14 protein-coding genes are annotated in these 16,182 nt (G+C 61.9%); 11 read left to right on the forward strand and 3 right to left on the reverse strand.

Annotation, left to right across the window (positions count from 1 at the left end; all coding sequences use genetic code 11):
- The first annotated feature begins 184 nt into the window (after nucleotides 1–184).
- Both NZ993_00410 and NZ993_00415 read left to right on the forward strand, forming a co-directional pair.
- Entirely contained in the window at nucleotides 185–1,615 is a 1,431-nt protein-coding gene (locus NZ993_00410; GenBank protein MCS7154260.1) for a sugar transferase, read from the forward strand.
- 205 nt (nucleotides 1,616–1,820) lie between these two features.
- The gene (locus NZ993_00415; protein MCS7154261.1) at nucleotides 1,821–2,552 is read left to right on the forward strand and encodes a polyprenol monophosphomannose synthase; all 732 of its coding nucleotides are present in this window, start codon (nucleotides 1,821–1,823) and stop codon (nucleotides 2,550–2,552) included.
- A 2-nt stretch (nucleotides 2,553–2,554) separates the two neighbouring features.
- On the opposite strand, the gene NZ993_00420 is transcribed toward NZ993_00415, so the two are convergent.
- A complete protein-coding gene (locus tag NZ993_00420) occupies nucleotides 2,555–4,798 on the reverse strand; it encodes a bifunctional (p)ppGpp synthetase/guanosine-3',5'-bis(diphosphate) 3'-pyrophosphohydrolase (protein ID MCS7154262.1) in 2,244 nt (747 codons plus the stop codon).
- Between the two features lie 137 nt (nucleotides 4,799–4,935).
- Nucleotides 4,936–5,397: an OsmC family protein gene (locus NZ993_00425; protein ID MCS7154263.1), complete on the reverse strand. Its 462-nt coding sequence runs from the start codon at nucleotides 5,395–5,397 to the stop codon at nucleotides 4,936–4,938.
- A gap of 60 nt (nucleotides 5,398–5,457) precedes the next feature.
- Here NZ993_00425 and NZ993_00430 point away from each other — a divergent pair, with 60 nt between their 5' ends.
- The 6 genes from NZ993_00430 to NZ993_00455 all read left to right on the forward strand — a co-directional run bounded on the left by NZ993_00430 (nucleotide 5,458) and on the right by NZ993_00455 (nucleotide 12,326).
- Complete coding sequence (locus NZ993_00430; GenBank protein ID MCS7154264.1) at nucleotides 5,458–6,390, forward strand: YihY/virulence factor BrkB family protein; 933 nt, start codon at nucleotides 5,458–5,460, stop codon at nucleotides 6,388–6,390.
- Nucleotides 6,341–7,663: a replication-associated recombination protein A gene (locus NZ993_00435; GenBank protein ID MCS7154265.1), complete on the forward strand. Its 1,323-nt coding sequence runs from the start codon at nucleotides 6,341–6,343 to the stop codon at nucleotides 7,661–7,663. The genes NZ993_00430 and NZ993_00435 overlap by 50 nt, the downstream gene beginning before the upstream one ends.
- Before the next feature lie 93 nt (nucleotides 7,664–7,756).
- Entirely contained in the window at nucleotides 7,757–8,293 is a 537-nt protein-coding gene (locus NZ993_00440; protein ID MCS7154266.1) for a TlpA family protein disulfide reductase, read from the forward strand.
- 18 nt (nucleotides 8,294–8,311) lie between these two features.
- Nucleotides 8,312–8,944 (forward strand): thioredoxin family protein, encoded by a 633-nt coding sequence (locus NZ993_00445; protein ID MCS7154267.1) that lies wholly within the window; start codon nucleotides 8,312–8,314, stop codon nucleotides 8,942–8,944.
- Nucleotides 8,945–9,075: 131 nt separating this feature from the next.
- Complete coding sequence (gene ggt / locus NZ993_00450; protein ID MCS7154268.1) at nucleotides 9,076–10,770, forward strand: gamma-glutamyltransferase; 1,695 nt, start codon at nucleotides 9,076–9,078, stop codon at nucleotides 10,768–10,770.
- Nucleotides 10,770–12,326, forward strand: a complete 1,557-nt coding sequence (locus tag NZ993_00455; protein ID MCS7154269.1) for a VWA domain-containing protein — start codon at nucleotides 10,770–10,772, stop codon at nucleotides 12,324–12,326. Before ggt ends, NZ993_00455 begins: the two co-directional genes overlap by 1 nt.
- Before the next feature lie 2 nt (nucleotides 12,327–12,328).
- Here the strand turns inward: NZ993_00455 and NZ993_00460 are convergent, their stop codons facing one another.
- Nucleotides 12,329–14,551 (reverse strand): carbohydrate binding family 9 domain-containing protein, encoded by a 2,223-nt coding sequence (locus NZ993_00460; protein ID MCS7154270.1) that lies wholly within the window; start codon nucleotides 14,549–14,551, stop codon nucleotides 12,329–12,331.
- Nucleotides 14,552–14,700: 149 nt separating this feature from the next.
- On the opposite strand from NZ993_00460, the gene tmk reads away from it, so the two are divergent.
- The 3 genes from tmk to NZ993_00475 all read left to right on the forward strand — a co-directional run bounded on the left by tmk (nucleotide 14,701) and on the right by NZ993_00475 (nucleotide 16,181).
- The gene (gene tmk / locus NZ993_00465; protein MCS7154271.1) at nucleotides 14,701–15,339 is read left to right on the forward strand and encodes a dTMP kinase; all 639 of its coding nucleotides are present in this window, start codon (nucleotides 14,701–14,703) and stop codon (nucleotides 15,337–15,339) included.
- A gap of 57 nt (nucleotides 15,340–15,396) precedes the next feature.
- Entirely contained in the window at nucleotides 15,397–15,888 is a 492-nt protein-coding gene (locus NZ993_00470) for a transcriptional repressor (protein ID MCS7154272.1), read from the forward strand.
- Between the two features lie 74 nt (nucleotides 15,889–15,962).
- The gene (locus NZ993_00475; protein ID MCS7154273.1) at nucleotides 15,963–16,181 is read left to right on the forward strand and encodes a ferrous iron transport protein A; all 219 of its coding nucleotides are present in this window, start codon (nucleotides 15,963–15,965) and stop codon (nucleotides 16,179–16,181) included.
- Nucleotide 16,182: the final 1 nt, after the last annotated feature.

The following is a 16,182-nucleotide window of genomic DNA, read 5'->3' on the forward strand; positions in this document are numbered from 1 at the left end:
CTCCAACAGGCGCCTTTTCCTCCTCGTTTGCGTCGCATCCGTCTGGCCCGTCATGGTTAGGATCCTCCTCCTCTCAACTGACAGCTGCTGTCAACTAAGAAAGCGCTTTCCCGCGTAAAGTCAAGCGCGTCTAGTGAGCGCCTTGCACACCTGAGGCCGGGGCCGTAAGTTTGGGGGCGCTGTTTTGCATCATCGCTTTGGCATGTCTCGGCGCCTAGAGCTCGCCTTGTTGGTAACGGCTGATCTGGTGGCCTTCACGTTGGCCACGGGGCTTTTCTACATGGCCCGTTTCGAATGGGGTTGGTTGGGGCCGGTGCAGGCCCGTCCCGCCCTAGTGGCCCCGGCCATCGGGGTGCTAAGCCTGTATTGGCTTTGGGTGTTTGTCTTCTTTGGTCAGTATCAGCCCCGCTTTGCGCAATCGCGCTTCGATGAGCTTGTCAGTCTAGCCAAGGTCGTCACCATCGGTCTGCTGATCTTGTTTTTTTTGCTTTTCGTAGACGATCCCAACATCGGCTCAGCCCGGCGCAGCATCGCCTTCTACTGGGTGGCCGTCTTCGGCACAAGCGCGGGCCTGCGGCTTACTGTGCGCTCCTATCAGCGTTGGCGCCTGGTGCGGGGCCTGGATGCGCACCGAGCCCTGATCGTAGGCACCCCAGAGCGGGCCGAGGTGCTCTACCGAGAGGTGGGGCACTACCCCGCCCAAGGGCTGCAGATCGTAGGGTTTGTGCCCGTAGGGGATGAGGGTGAAGGTGAATCCGATGAGGGCCCGGTGCTCGTGCATGCGCTGCCCCGGGTGGGTCGCCTGGAGGAGATCGCCGAGCTCGTGGAGCGCTATCAGATCCAAGACATCCTGGTGGCCCTTGAGGCCACCGATCAGACGCATCTGCTACAGGTTGTGGAGCGCTGCGACGGGCTGCCCGTATCCCTTAAGATCCTGCCGGACTTTTACGATGTCATCAGCGGTTTTGCTCGCACAAACGAGATCTATGGGCTGCCCTTTATCGATCTGCTGCCGGCTCCGATGCCGGTCTGGGAGCAGTATGTAAAGCGCCTCATCGACGTGGTGGTCTCCGCCTGCATTCTGCTGGGCGGGCTTCCGCTCTGGGTGCTCATCGCCCTTCTAATCCGGTTGGACTCCCGCGGGCCGGTTATTTTCCGTCAGGAGCGCGTAGGCCGCAATGGGCGCATCTTTGTCATGTACAAGTTCCGCACCATGCGCCAAGATGCCGAGCGCGACACAGGGCCCGTCTGGGCCTCCGAGCGCGATCCCCGCCTGACGCGCATAGGAGGCTGGTTGCGCCGCACCCGACTGGACGAAATCCCCCAGTTCTGGAATGTGCTCAAAGGAGATATGAGCCTAGTGGGGCCTCGGCCGGAGCGCCCGTATTTTGTCGAGCGCCTGAGTCGTGAAATCCCCCTGTATCGACGCCGTCTGCGTGTAAAACCCGGCATCACGGGCTGGGCCCAGGTCCGCTGGAAGTACGATAGCTCCATCGAGGACGTGCGCCAGAAGGTCAAGTACGATCTCTTTTACATCGCCAACATGAGCCTGCGCATGGACCTGAAGATCATGCTCCGGACCTTGTATGTCATGTTTGCCGCAAAAGGACGCTAAAGTCCTCTTGGCTTTTGCGATAGCTGGGTTCACGCACGCCGAAGATCGCCCTCTGATGGGGGCCGGCAGAATACCCTCTCCTGTCTCCCATCCGGTGCCCTTAGCGCCCGCGCGTGCACCGGTCCGGCCGCCTCCGTCGACTGCGTACCTGGCCCTGAGCAGCGCGCTGTGCGGTGCAGAGCTCGGACTTTAAGGTCAAGCCTCCATGCCGGATCGCATTTTGGTCGTCATCCCCACCTATAACGAGGCGGAAAACATCGGACCGCTCATCGACGCCTTGATCCGGCTTTCCGAGAAGCTGGATGTGCTCGTGGTCGATGACGCCTCCCCGGATGGCACGGCCCAAGTTGTCTGCGCTCGCCAGCAGCGTTACCCGGGTCGGGTGCATCTGTTGGTGCGTTCCACTAAGCAAGGGCTGGGGCCGGCTTATGTGGCCGGATTCCGCTACGCCTTAGCTCAGCCCGAATATGTTCTTATCGCGCAGATGGACGCCGACTTCTCCCACAGGCCCCTCTACCTTGCGCGCATGCTTCGGCGCGCCCGGCGCGGTTGGGCGGATCTGGTGATCGGTTCTCGCTATGTCCGAGGGGTGAACGTGATCAATTGGCCGCTTACGCGGCTGCTCATCAGCTACGGGGCCAGCGTTTTTGTGCGCTTCATTACGGGCATGCCCGTTCGGGACACAACGGCGGGCTTTAAAGTCTTCCACCGTCGGGTGCTGGAGAGTTTGCCCTTGGAGCGCGTGCACTCCAATGGGTATGTGTTCCAAATCGAGCTGACGTATCGGACCTGGCGGGCCGGGTTTCGGATTCGAGAATTCCCGATCATTTTCTTCGACCGGCGTCGAGGGGCCTCGAAGATGTCCGGGACCATCATCTGGGAAGCTTTCTTTAAGGTCTTGGAGCTGCGCCTGCGCACCTTGCTGGGCCGTCTGTGAGCTCACCCCTCAAAGCGGGTCACCGAGTACACCCCGGGAATCCGGCGCAGGCGCTCAATCAGCCGATTGAGGTGATCCAAATCGTGCACATACAGGATGATCGTGCCGTCGAACATGCCGTCCTGGGTGTCGATGTTGATCGAGCGAATGTTGGTTTTAAGCCCCCGGGAGATGACGTTTGTGATGTCGTTGAGCATGCCCACCCGATCCTCGCCCATGATCCGAAGCCCAGCGATAAACTCGAGGTCCTTGTGTCGGGCCCAGTCAACGCGTTTGATCCGTTCGGGCTCGGTCTGGACAAGATGGGCCACGTTCTGGCAGCTGGTGCGGTGGATGCGCAGCGTTCCGTTGCGGCTCACGTAGCCGATCACTTCATCGCCCGGAATCGGATTACAGCAGCGCGCATAATCGTAGGAGAGCCGCCCCAAGGGCTCTCCCTCGATTAAGATGGCGTCCCCTCTTTCTTGGCGGGCCTCCTGGAGATAGGACGACTCCGATGCGGGGGTCGGAGGTGGGGCCTCGGGGTGCTGCTCAAGCCGAGCCAAGGTCTGCAGCACCTCTTCGGGGGATAGCAGCTCGGCTCCGAGCTCGTAAAACATCTGCGCTACGTTGGGAAACTTGAGCGCAGCCGCCACCCGGTTCAGGTCTTGATCGGAAACCGAGCGTTTGCGCTTTTCCAGATGTTTTTCTAAAAGGGCCCGGCCCGCCTCTATGGTCTGGCGTCGCTGTTCGTTGATGAACTGCCGGATTTTGGCGCGGGCCTTATGCGTGACGACGAAGTTGAGCCAATCCGGATTCGGCTGCTGCCGCCGGGAGGTGAGGATCTCGACCTGATCGCCGCTTTGCAACTTGTGGCTTAAAGGGACGATGCGGCCGTTGACCTTGGCTCCGATGCAGTGCAGGCCGATTTCCGTGTGGATGTGAAAAGCGAAGTCCACCGGCGTGGCCCCCGCCGGCAGCGTGATCAGATCGCCCTTGGGGGTGAAGACGTAGATCTCATCCTGATATAGGCTCAACTTGAGGTCTTGCACGAACTCCGTGGGAGCCTCCGTGCGGCTTTCCAGGATATCGCGCACCCAGCCGATCCATCGGTCCAGCTCGGCGTTTACGCTCTGCAGGCCCTCCTTGTATTTCCAGTGAGCCGCCAGGCCCCGCTCCGCCACCTCGTGCATCTGCCGAGTGCGGATCTGCACCTCTACGGGCCGTCCGTCGGGTCCGATGACCGTTGTGTGCAGGGACTGGTAGCCGTTGGCTTTGGGCACGGACAGAAAGTCCCGAAACCGATCCGGGATTGGCGTGTAGATGTCGGTCACAATCCCGTAGACGCGCCAGCAGGCCTCCTTGCCCTCCGACTCGGGCACGTCCAAGATGATGCGCACGGCAAACAGGTCGTAGATCTCCTCGAAGGGCTTGCCCTGAATGCGCATCTTACGATAGATCGAATAAATGTGCTTGGGGCGGCCGGTGATCTCAAAGCGCAGCCCCGCTTGTTCCAGGCGCTCCCGAATGGGCCGCACGAAGCGTTCGATGTAGGCCTCGCGCTCTTGTCTTTTTTCGCGCAGCTTGCGTGCGATGAACCGATACGCCTCCGGCTCGATCACCTTAAGCGCCAGGTCCTCTAGTTCGCTCTTGATCCGAAACAGCCCAAACCGGTGCGCAAGCGGCGCGTACAGATCGCGCGTCTCATAGGCGATCCGCAGCCGGCGCTCCGGCGGCAGGACCTCGATCGTGCGCATGTTGTGCAGCCGATCGGCGAACTTGATGAAGATCACGCGCACGTCCTGCACCATGGACAAGAGCAGCTTGCGAAAGCTTTCCGCCTGCGTGATGGCCCGGCTGCGGAAAAGCCCCGATATTTTCGTGAGCCCGTCGATGATGCGCGCGATCGTCTCGCCGAATTCGGCCCGGATGACCTCGAGCGAGTACTCCGTATCCTCTACCACGTCGTGTAGCAGCGCGGCCGCGACCGAGATGTCATCTAAGGCGATCTCCTGGGCCACGATCTTAGCCACCTCGATGGGATGTAGCACATAGGGCTCCCCGGAGGCCCGCACATGGCCCTCGTGTGCGATATAAGCCACGGCGAAGGCCTTCTGAATGAGCGCCTCATCGACTGTGCGCAGGTGCTGGCGACAAAGGCCTAGGAGCTCCTCTAGAATATCCCGATATAGAGGGGGCAGGACGATCTCGGACGCCGCTGGCAGCGTCGAGGATACCGAGGGGGCGGGAGGTTTAGCATCCGGCATGGAACGGCGTGCGAGGCTGGGTGCTAAGTTCAGAACCAGAGCCCGAACTTACAGACGTTCGCCTCAAGACAAAGTTCCTCCTTGGGGCCTGCGTTAGCCTTTGGGGGCTTGGGAGACGGAGTCGAGTTCTTGTGGGTCTAGCTCGCGGAGACCCCCACAAAGGATACGGGTTTGCGCTCACCCGTTTCTGCGTCCTCGAGCCAGGCTTCATAGGAAATCGGCACGCTGGCGCGTAGCATCGCGGCCACCGAGCAGTACTTCTCTTGCGATAGCAACACGGCCCGGGCGACCTGCTCCGGCTCCAGACCCCGGCCCTTTACTCGATAACTCAAATGCAGCCGCGTGTACACCCGAGGATGGGTCTCGGCCCGATCGGCCTCCACCTCTACCTCCAGGTCAACGAAGGGGGCGCGCATCTTTCTGAGGATCGCCACCACGTCCATAGCGGAGCAGCCCATTAGGGCCAACAGGATCATCTCCATAGGGCTTGTAGCGGCCGCCGGACGCTCTCCATGCGGCGAATCCAGCACGGTCCAATGCCCGGATCCGGCCTGGCCCACGAACGTGAGGCCCTCGACGTACTTAAGGCGGGCGCGCATGTAGGTTGTCTCCTTCTGCTCGTTATGCGGACCTTAAAAAGGATGCGAGCGCTCAAAGGTTTGAAAAAAAACAGGCCGACGCAACCCCATCAGGCCCAGGGGCGTTGGGGGGTCTTTGGGCGCGCCTGCTGGGATCTTCTGCGACATGGGCATCCGTTTTACATGGCCGCCGCGTTGGCCTTTTCGCTGGGTTTATCCACATTACCGCTATTGCTATTCGCCATAGCCGGCCTGGGCTTTTTCCTCTCTTCCAGTGAGGCGGCCCATGCGCGCGTACGCGAGCTTTTGGAGGCGTACCTGCCCGCCCTGGAACGCTTCAGTTCCGATCCCGAGCTTACGCGGCAACACCTAGAGGGGCTTTTGTTGTCTCTCATCGAGGGCCGAGGCATAGCCAGCGGTTTGGCCGCAGGGGCTCTGTTTCTAGCGGGTTCTAGCCTGGCCGCCTCGCTGCGGACGACCGTGCATCTTGTATTTGGCCTCCCGGAGCGCCGCAACCCGGTCATGAGCAAGCTTTACGATCTGCTTTGGTTTGGGCTGCTTGGGTCCGCGGTGGTCTTCACGGGCACGCTGGGCACCCTATGGGGGATCCTCTGGCGGCCTCTTCAGCCTCTACTAGAGGCCTACGGAGTCGGTTCGATTCTGGTCACTGGGAGCGGTTTGGTGGGTCCGGTGGGATCGGCTCTGGCTTCGCTGCTGAACGCGGTTGTTTTCGCCCTCTTGTTTCGCTATCTACCCGAGGTGCGGCTCCCCTGGTCGACGGCTTGGGTGGGATCGGTCGCCTTTACCCTGTTACTGGAGCTAGCCAAGTACGCGATCGGCTTTTATTTGGCCCACAGCTTTGCCCGCTTAAATGCGCTCTATGGATCCTACGCCCTGCTTTCGCTTCTGGCGCTGTGGTGCTATTATGTGGCCCTGATGTTCGTTTTGAGCGCAACGATCGCCCATGCCTACCAACGAAGCTCTCGCTCCAGATCCCGCAGCGCCTCTGGCTGAGCGCACACGCCCCCGGGCCCTGCAGGACGTCGTCGGACAAGAACACCTGACCGGTCCGGGGCGCCCCCTGCGCCGCTGGCTGGAGGAGCGCCTGAGCCTTTCGCTCATCCTCTGGGGGCCTCCGGGTACGGGCAAGACGACTCTGGCGCGGCTGCTCGCCGCGGGATCCGGGGCCCACTTCGAATCGCTCAGCGCCGTGCTGGATGGCGTAAAGGAGGTGCGCGCCGTTCTGGAGCGAGCCGAACGCCGGCATGCCTGCGGAGAGCGGACCGTAGTCTTCATCGACGAGCTACACCGTTTCAACAAAGCTCAGCAAGATGCCCTGTTGGCCCATGTGGAACGGGGGCAGGTGATCCTGATCGGGGCCACGACCGAGAACCCGAGTTTTGAGATCATCCCCGCCTTGGTCTCGCGCTGTCAGGTGTATCGGCTTCGGCCCCTAGAAGCCGAAGACCTGCGCCAGATTCTGCAGCGTGCCCTACAGGACCCCTACATACAGGCCCTCCGGCCTGAGCTGGAGGACGAGGAGACGCTGCTACGGCTCTCAGGAGGGGACGCCCGGCGAATGCTCAACGGTCTGGAGCTAGCCCTGTCCCTGGCTGTGGCGGATGCCGACGGCCGCCGCCGCATTCGCACCGAACACGTAGAGGCGGCTTTTCAACAGGTTGTACCGAGGTACGACAAGGCCGGTGAAGGGCATTACGATACGATCAGCGCCTTCATTAAAAGCGTGCGCGGCTCAGACCCCGATGCCGCGCTGTATTGGCTGGCCGTGATGCTGGAGGCAGGCGAGGACCCGCTTTTCATCGCCCGTCGGCTCATCATCTTGGCCGCCGAGGACATCGGCAACGCCAACCCCAACGCGCTTCTGCTGGCCACGGCGGCCTTTGACGCCGTGCACCGGATTGGACTGCCGGAGGCGCGGATCGTTTTGGCACAGCTTACTACGTTTTTGGCCGGCTGCGAAAAAAGCAACGCCGCTTATCGGGCCATCGAAAACGCCCTTGAAGAGGTGCGCCGAGAGGGCGCGCGCCCCGTGCCCCTGCACCTGCGCAACCCCGTAACCGCGCTTATGCGCCAAGAGGGATACGGAAGCGGATACGTCTATCCCCATGAAACGCCAGAGGGCTTCGCGCGCCTCTCCTATTTTCCAGAGGGCATGCAGCCGCGGCTGTTCTACAGGCCCACCGGCCGAGGCTACGAGGCCCGCATCCGCGCTTGGCTAAACCGCTGCTGGCCGGACCGATACAAGGAGGAGCCCGACGGAGTGTGATAATCTTGTAACAGCTCCCTCTTCACCCGGAGTTGGGAAACTTTTTGCCGCTACAGTCCGGTCTAATGCAGCGGCTTATTGTAGGTGAGATCCATGCCCTTGTATTACGGAGTGCTCTTGCTGCTCGCCCTCGGGTGGTTGGGATGCGCTCGGAGCGCCTCCGAAAGCGCTCGTTCTGAAAACAGGGCCCAAGCCGCCTCCATCGAGGTCTTGCCCGTCACGGCCGAAGGTATCTTGGCCGAGGTGCGCAAGCCCGAGGCGGCCGTGACGCTGGTGAATCTGTGGGCCACGTGGTGCCAACCCTGCGTGGAGGAATTCCCGGATCTTGTGCGCTTGGCGCGGGCCTATCGGGAGCGGGGGCTGCGCGTCATGTTCGTATCCGTGGATTTCGACTCCGAACTAGAGGCCGTACGCCGCTTCTTGGCTGAGCAGGGGGTGGATTTCCCCACCTACATCAAAGCGCAGGATGACGACAACGCCTTCATCAATGCGCTCAACCCCGACTGGTCGGGGGCGATTCCGGCTACGCTGGTCTTCGATCGGCAGGGCCGGTTGCGTCATTTCCATGAAGGCAAGGCCGACTACGCCACCTTTGAGCGCATGGTTCAAGAGGTGCTTTCCAACCCTTAAGTGAGAGGAGGACGCGCTATGCGCCGTATCGCCTTCGGTTTACTGGCTTGCCTGTTGCCCTTCGCCCTCTGGGCGCAAGCTCAAGGTCAGGCCGCTAACCCCAAGCTCAAGCCCGGTGAGCTGCTGCCGGCTTCGGTAAAGGACGTCAAAATGCTCAATGTAGACGGCCGCGAGCTCTCCATTGCCGACGTCAAAGGGCAGAAGGGCACCCTAGTGATCTTTTCCTGCAATTCCTGCCCCTGGGTGAAGGCTTGGGAGACGCGCATCGCCGAGGTGGGCAACTGGGCCCAGACGCAGGGCATCGGGGTGATCATGATCAATCCCAACGACCCCGCCAAAAACTCGGAAGATCGCTACGAAGTCATGCAGCAGCGCACCAAGGAGCGGGGCTTCAAGTTCCCGTACGTGGTGGACGCTACAAGCGATGTAGCGCGCGCCTTTGGGGCGACGCACACGCCGGAGTTTTTCCTGTTTGATTCTCAAGGGAAGCTTGTCTATACCGGCGCCCTGGATGACAACGCGCGCAACCCGGAGGCCGTCAAGGAGCGCTACCTCAAGAACGCCCTCGATGCCCTACTGGCCGGGCGTCCCGTGCCCGTGTCCCAGACCAAGAGCATCGGCTGCACGATCAAGTTCCGTGAAAAGACCTAAGCCCTAAAGCTTACAAGGTAGGTTCTCAGGGGGGCTCAAGGCCCCCCTTTTTATTCGGACATGGCGGTGGGTTGCCCCGGGTGAGCCCAGAGGCGCATATTCTGGTGGCTAAGCGGCAAGGAGGTGTGACGATGTCAGGCATGCGTGCGCTCGTTGTCCTCGGTCTGCTCCTGTGCCAGGGGCTTTGGGGCTGGGCTCAACGGCGCCCCGTGGAAGCCCGCAACGGCATGGTCGTCTCGGCCCATCGCCTGGCCTCTGAGGCCGGCGTGGAGATCCTCAAACGGGGGGGCAACGCCGTCGATGCGGCCGTAGCCGTAGGGTTCGCTCTGGCTGTAGTCTATCCCGAGGCGGGCAACTTGGGGGGTGGGGGCTTTATGGTGATTCGGTTTCGGGACGGAGCTGTTTACACGCTCGATTACCGGGAAACGGCCCCCCTGAAGGCGCATCGGGATATGTACCTCGATGAGCGCGGCGAATACATCTCGGAGAAGAGCAAAATCGGTCATCTGGCCGTCGGGGTGCCTGGGTCCGTGGCGGGCCTGCTGGAGGCGCACGAGCGCTTCGGTCGGCTGCCCCGAGCCGTGGTCATGGAGCCCGCAATCCGGCTGGCTGAGGAGGGCTTTACGCTGAGCCGGATCGCGGCCGAAAACCTCAACGAAGCCGCCCCGTACTTCCGGCGCTTTGCCGGTTCGCGCAAATACTTTCTGCACCCCGACGGCCGCCCCTGGCAAGAGGGGGATCGGCTTGTGCAGCGCGACCTGGCCGAAACGCTCAAGCGCATCCGCGATCGGGGTCGAGAGGATTTCTACCGAGGCAAAACGGCCGATCTGTTGGTGGCCGAGATGCGCCGCGGCGGAGGGCTGATCACGCACGAAGACCTGGCCCGCTATCGGCCCCTTTGGCGGGAGCCCGTACGGGGCACGTATCGGGGTTATGAGATCATCTCGATGGGCCCGCCGAGCTCCGGCGGGGTGGCCCTGCTGCAGCTCCTTAACATGGTAGAGCCGTATGACCTGAAGGCGATGGGCTTTCTGAGCTCCGGCACCATTCACCTGATGGCCGAGGCCATGCGGCGCGTCTACGCCGATCGGGCCGAGTTCCTGGGGGATCCGGATTTTTATCCCGTCCCCGTATCCCAGCTTATCAGCAAAGCCTATGCGCATGACCGGATGCGGGATTTCGACCCGGAGCGCGTAACCCCCAGCGCGCAGGTTCGGCACGGTCAGCCGCATCGATATGAATCGGAGCAGACCACCCACTACTCCATCGTGGACGCCGAGGGCAACGCCGTAGCCTGCACCACCACCCTCAACGGTGGCTATGGCTCCTACGTGGCCGTGGAGGGGGCGGGTTTTCTGCTGAACAACGAAATGGACGACTTCTCGGCCAAGCCGGGCGTGCCGAACATGTTCGGCCTGATCGGCGGGGAGGCCAACGCCATCGCGCCGGGCAAGCGGATGTTGAGCTCCATGACGCCCACGATCGTGACCCGAGACGGCCGGCTTTTCCTGGTCATCGGCACCCCCGGAGGGGCGACCATCATCACGACGGTTTTTCAGATCTTGGTCAACGTCATCGACTTTGGTCTCAACATCCAGGAGGCGATCGACGCCCCGCGTTTTCACCATCAGTGGCTGCCGGATGTGCTCTTTTACGAAAAGCGCGGCCTGCCCCGGGACGTGCTCGAAAACCTGCGACGTCGGGGTTGGGAGCTGCGCGAACGTCCGGGCTATTCCGGACGGGCTGACGGGATCCTGGTGGGGCCCGACGGACGGCTCTACGGGGGGGCCGACCCCCGCGGGGAGGATACGGCGATCGGATACTGATGTGGGCGCATCCCGAGTTTCTGTGGCTGGGCTTTCTGATCCCCGTGCTGCTCGCCCTAGGCTGGGCCTTTGAACGGCGTCGGCTACGGGACATGCGGCGTTGGATGGACCCGGCCCTCTGGGCCCGCTATGGACAGCGGCTGCGGGTGCGCTGGGAGCGCCTGTTCATGCTGGCTTTGGCCCTCGTGAGCGCTTGGATTGCCCTCCTGGGGCCGCTTGGCAAGATGCGGCTTCGACATGCGCCCCAGCGCGGGCCCGACGTCGTGGTGGCCTTCGATCTGTCGCTGAGCATGTATGCCCAGGATGGTGCGCCCACGCGTCTGGAACAGGCCCGTCAAGCCGTGCGCTTGCTTCTAGAGGCGCTTCCGGAGGCGCGCTGGGGGCTTGTTGCGTTTGCGGGGACGGCTTTTCCCCAATGCCCCCTTGTGTCGGATCCGGAACCGATCCGATTGTTGCTAGATGCGCTCGATCCAAGCTGGATGCCCGTACAGGGCACCGATTTCGGCGCGGCCCTGGCCAGAGCCCAGGAGCTTTTTTCGCCTCTTGAAGGCCCTCGGGCGCGCGCCATCGTGCTCGTAAGCGATGGCGAGGATCATGAAAACCGCTATGGGCCCGTCCTGCGAGAGCTTCAGCGGGCTCGCATACCCGTGTTCACCGTCGGGGTGGGCTCTTCGGAACCGGTCCCGATCCCGTTGCCGGAGGCCTCACCCCCGGAGCGGTACAAACGAGATCGCTCAGGGGCCGAGGTGCGCACGCGCCTGGAGGCCGATCGGCTTCGCACGATCGCGCAGCAGACCGGAGGTCGCTACCTGCGCGCGGAACATATCCTGGAGCTCGCCGAGGCCCTGCGCCAGTTACCCGGACAGTTCGCTTCGGTTCGGGCCCGATACGAGCGCGACATCCACGTGGCCCCCTTTCTGATCCTGAGCCTGCTAGGGTGGTGGGGCTATTGGTACGGGTTTCGGCTGCCCGTAAGGGGAGGCGCTGCGCTGTTCGCCTTGCTTTTTTGGGGCGCCTCAGCGGCTCAGGCTCAGGTCATCGGGCTTCCTGGGGAAGATCCTCAGGCGCTGGCGGACTTTCAAGCCGGCGTTGCGGCGTATCGGGCGGGGCGTTACGAGGAGGCGGCAGCTTACTTCGAAAGCGCTCTGCACCGGTTTCGGCTTCCGGAGAACCAAGCCCGGGCGGCCTACAACGCCGGAAACGCCTGGTACCGCTCCGGAAAAGCCCAAGCCGCCCTGCAAGCGTATCGACAGGCCCTGATGCGCGGCCCCGAGCGCGAGGTTCGGTTTAACTACGAATGGGTTTGGCGTCAGCTAAGCCGCAACAAAAGCCCTGCTGTCTCCGACACACTGGCGTTGGACGCTTTGCCGCGTCCGCGTCCGTATGCAGAGGCCGCCTCGGCCGCCAATCCGGCCCCCCAAGGGCCGGAGCAGATCGACCGCGCTACGGCAGAGCGGCTCTTGGAGAGTCTGCGCGAGCAGGAAGCGCGCACGCTGGATCGCGTTCAGCGCCGCCTAGCACGGGCTGCTCCGCGCCGGCCGGAGCGGGATTGGTAGGCTCACCATCCGAATGTGTAGCTGTATTTGAGCATCAGAGCGCGGCTATTCGTCCAGGGCAGGGCCGGGCTGGTGCGCCCGCGCTCGGTGTTGAGCGTCTCGTTATAGACCACGTACAGGTTTACCCCTTCGCGCGGGGTAAAGCGAAGTCGAAAGTTTACGTCCACCGTACGCAGAGCCGAGGTGTATTGCACAAAGGCCTTGGCCGTCCATTGGGCGTTAAAGGCGTATTGCGCCCGCAGGCGCAAAACTTGGGTGGTAAACGCCCCTCCGGGCAGGTCGGCATAGCCCAGGTTGTGCTGCAGGCCCAGGACAAGATGGCGGTTCAGGACCCAAGAGGGCGACAGGCTGCTGGACCAGCGCCATCCACCGTAGTAAGAGCCGACATTGATGCGCCAATTTCCCGAAAGCCGGCTTGCGCCCCCCAGAAAGCCATGAAAGTCGAGGGTCCAGAATCGATACCGACCCGCCGGGATGCGGATGTTCTTGGGGGCGTAGATAAGGAAGGCTCGGGGCACCCTATCGAAGGTGTACTGGAGCATGGGGTGAATATGGGCACCTGTTTTGGTGTCCGTGGCCCAGCCAAGGGTGATCTCGGCCGTTTCAAGCTGTCCGCGTGTGTTCCAAAAGAACGTCGGATCGAAGTTGAGCATGAAGTTGCGCACGGGCGATGAGGCGGGCTGGAAGAAGTACTGGGAGAACTCCCCCGCGGCCCGGTAGTAGCCTCGACGCACCAAGAACCCTAAGCGGGGTTCAAAGCTGTCGCCGACGTAGCTGAGCATGGCGTTATAGGTAAAGCCGCTGTTGCGGCGGTCCTCTAAGCTTATGTGCACGAGCGCATTGTCCCAGCCGGGCGCCTGAGGACGCCCCTCTACGGTGTTGCGCGTCTGCGCCGCCAGGAACGATAGGTAGTGCGTGCCTGAGTAGCGCAGCAGCCCATCTAGGGCGTAAGTCGCATCCCAAGAGCGGCTATCCAGATCCAAGCGCGAGGTCCAAAGCAGGCCCAAGAAGGAGTTTTCGTTCCACACCCGGCGTTTGAGCCGGAGCACACCGAAGTTGCGCGAGCCCACATTAAGATCCGCTTTGCGCACGGCTCCGGTCTGCATCTCGATAAGCCCTATTTCCCAGTCGCCTACGCGGCCCGTCAGGCGCGCTCCGCCCAGGATGGGTACCTGCTGCCCCTGCTCGATGCCGATGCTGCGGCTATAGAAGAGCCGGTTTTGCTGTTGGCCGACTCGAAACAAAAACCCTACGTTGAAGAGGCTGGCGTACTCCAGGAAAAAGTCCCGTTTTTCCGGAATGAAGATGGAAAACCGGCTTAGATTGATCTGCTGGTCGTCCACTTCCACCTGAGCAAAATCCGTGTTAGCCGTAAGATCGAGCGTAAGGTTGGAGGAAAGCCCGTATTTCGCGTCCAGGCCCACGTTGCGCACCCACCGGGGATCCATGCGGTAGCCGAGCCCCGCCGGGCGGGCATCTTGTCCGTATCCGCCCAAGGCGTAAGGGGTGAGGTAAAACGGAGGGCGAGAGGGCCGATCCAGGGGCAAGATAAGGTCCGCGGCTTGGGAGACGCGCCACTGCGCGTTGCGAAATTCGCGTCCGATATGGGGCAGCAATGCGAGTTCGCTTTTGCGCCGGATCATGCGCGAGGCGATAAAGCCCATACGGGCCTGGCCGTTTTGCACCTGATAGCGGAGGCTGGAAAGAGGGATCCGGAACTCAGCCGACCACCCCCAATCGCCCCGCGCCGTGGCCACGTCCCAGAATGTGTTCCAGTTCGGATCCAGCGGTATGCGCTCGGCCGCATCGTTGAAGATCGCAAAGTCCCGACGCACTCCGTTGGGGTTGGTGCTGAAGCCAAGGCCGCTTAGCCGGGTCAAGTACGTGTCCAGCACGATTGTGACGTGATCATCCTGGTTGAGCTCCGCATCTCGCTCCAGCGCGTTTGCGATGATCGCCTCCGGCTCGGAATCGAAGCAAACGAAGGCCACGTACAGGTAGCGCTCGTCAAAGCCGACTCGCAGCTCGGTGCGTTCCGTCGGCTCGGCCCCATCTTGGGGGTTGTTTTGACGAAACCCCGTAAGGGGCTGTACGCCCTCCCAAGCGGCTTCTTGTATCCGTCCGTCGAGCACGATGGCCCCGTTGATCCGAGTGGCTACGATCTGCCCGCTAGCAGGATGGGAAAGCGCATAGGCGATCCCCAGAAGAGTCACACATCGCCACATAGAGCGATCTCCCGCACCTAAGGTCACTCAAAAATAGAGAGGGTGTGCGGATAGAAGGTGCGGTTACAAAAAAATTGCACCCTCTGTTTTGCGCGTCACCGGGCTTGGGCTTTCGGGCTTGCGTCGTTTTGGCGGATTTGTGCTACCTTGTGTCCGTGTCGGGATGCCTGATCAGCGTCGAGGGCCTTGATGGATCCGGTAAAAGTACGCTTCTGGCCGCGCTCCAGAAGCGTCTAGAGCGTCTGGGCCTTGGGGTGCTCGCGTTGCGGGATCCGGGGGGCACGGATCTAGCCGAGCGCATACGCCAGCTCTTGCTGGAACCTAAGGGCCAGATAAGCCCTACGGTAGAGCTGTTTCTGTTTTTGGCCGCGCGAGCGGACCTCACCTTCCGTCGCATTCGACCCGCCCTGGCCGAGGGCCGCTGGGTGCTCTTGGATCGCTTCTCGGATTCCACCATGGCGTATCAAGCGTTTGGTCGGGGGGTCGTGGGACCAGAGCGCTGTGCAGAGCTTAACGATTTGGCCACCGGCGGGCTTAAACCGGATCTCACCCTATGGTTAGATGCGCCTCTTAAGGTGGCGTTGGCGCGCAAGCGGGGCCAGATGGCCGATCGAATTGAACAGGCCGAGGAGGCCTTCTACGAACGCGTGCAGGCCGGCTATCGTTGGATCTGGGAGCGCGAGCCGGATCGAGTTGTGCGCCTTCGGGCCGAGGAGCCTTTCGAAATCGTCCTGGAAGCCGCTTGGGAGGTCGTGAGGGGGCGCTTCGTATGTGCGCATTTTCGATGAGAAACTCCGCAATAGGTTGACCCGAATCTTTCTACAGCTGTATTTTCTGTGACGCCTATGAAACGCTCCTCGTATCCAGAGGCGTTCTTGCGCGAGGTTCGGGAGATTTTTCGGACCTACATTCAACGCAAAAACCTGCGGCAGACTCCGGAACGCTTTGCCGTGCTGGAGGAGGTGTACGCCATCGACGGTCACTTCGACGCCGATGAGCTCTTCCTGCGGCTTCGGCAAAAGGGCAGTACCGTGTCCCGAGCCACGGTCTATAACACGCTAGAGTTGCTTCGGGAGTGTAACCTCGTCACCCGGCATCAGTTCGGCCGCAACCAAGCCAAGTACGAGCGCTCCTATGGATATCGGCAGCATGACCACTTGATCTGTCTAGATTGCGGACAGGTGCTGGAGTTCTGCGATCCGCGGCTGCAGGATATCCAGCAGCTCGTAGAGGAGGTGTATCATTTCGAGGTGACGCATCATTCGCTGGAACTTTATGGACACTGCCGTCGTGAGAATTGCCCGAATCGGCCCTCTGCCCAACCCCCTACCGGCTGAACCCTAAGTGGAAAAAGAGGGCGTTTTTTTGATGTCTTCATCCTAGATTTGGTCTAAATTTGGAGCCCTGTTTAATGGTGCCGCTTGCCGAGTGTATCGTGGGAAGCCAGGTGCAGGTCATCCGAATCGCCGATGACCGATATGGGACGCGGTTGCGCGAGCTGGGGCTCGCAGAGGGGGAGCGTATGGCGGTGCTGCGAGGGCCCGATCCCATCCTGGTATGCGTTCGGGATGCCCGGCTGGCCATAGGCCGGCGGCTGGCTCACGCCGTCTGGGTGATGCCGCTTCAGTAAG

This window comes from Bacteroidota bacterium (genome assembly GCA_025059945.1).
Taxonomy (GTDB): Bacteria; Bacteroidota; Rhodothermia; order JANXDC01; family JANXDC01; genus JANXDC01.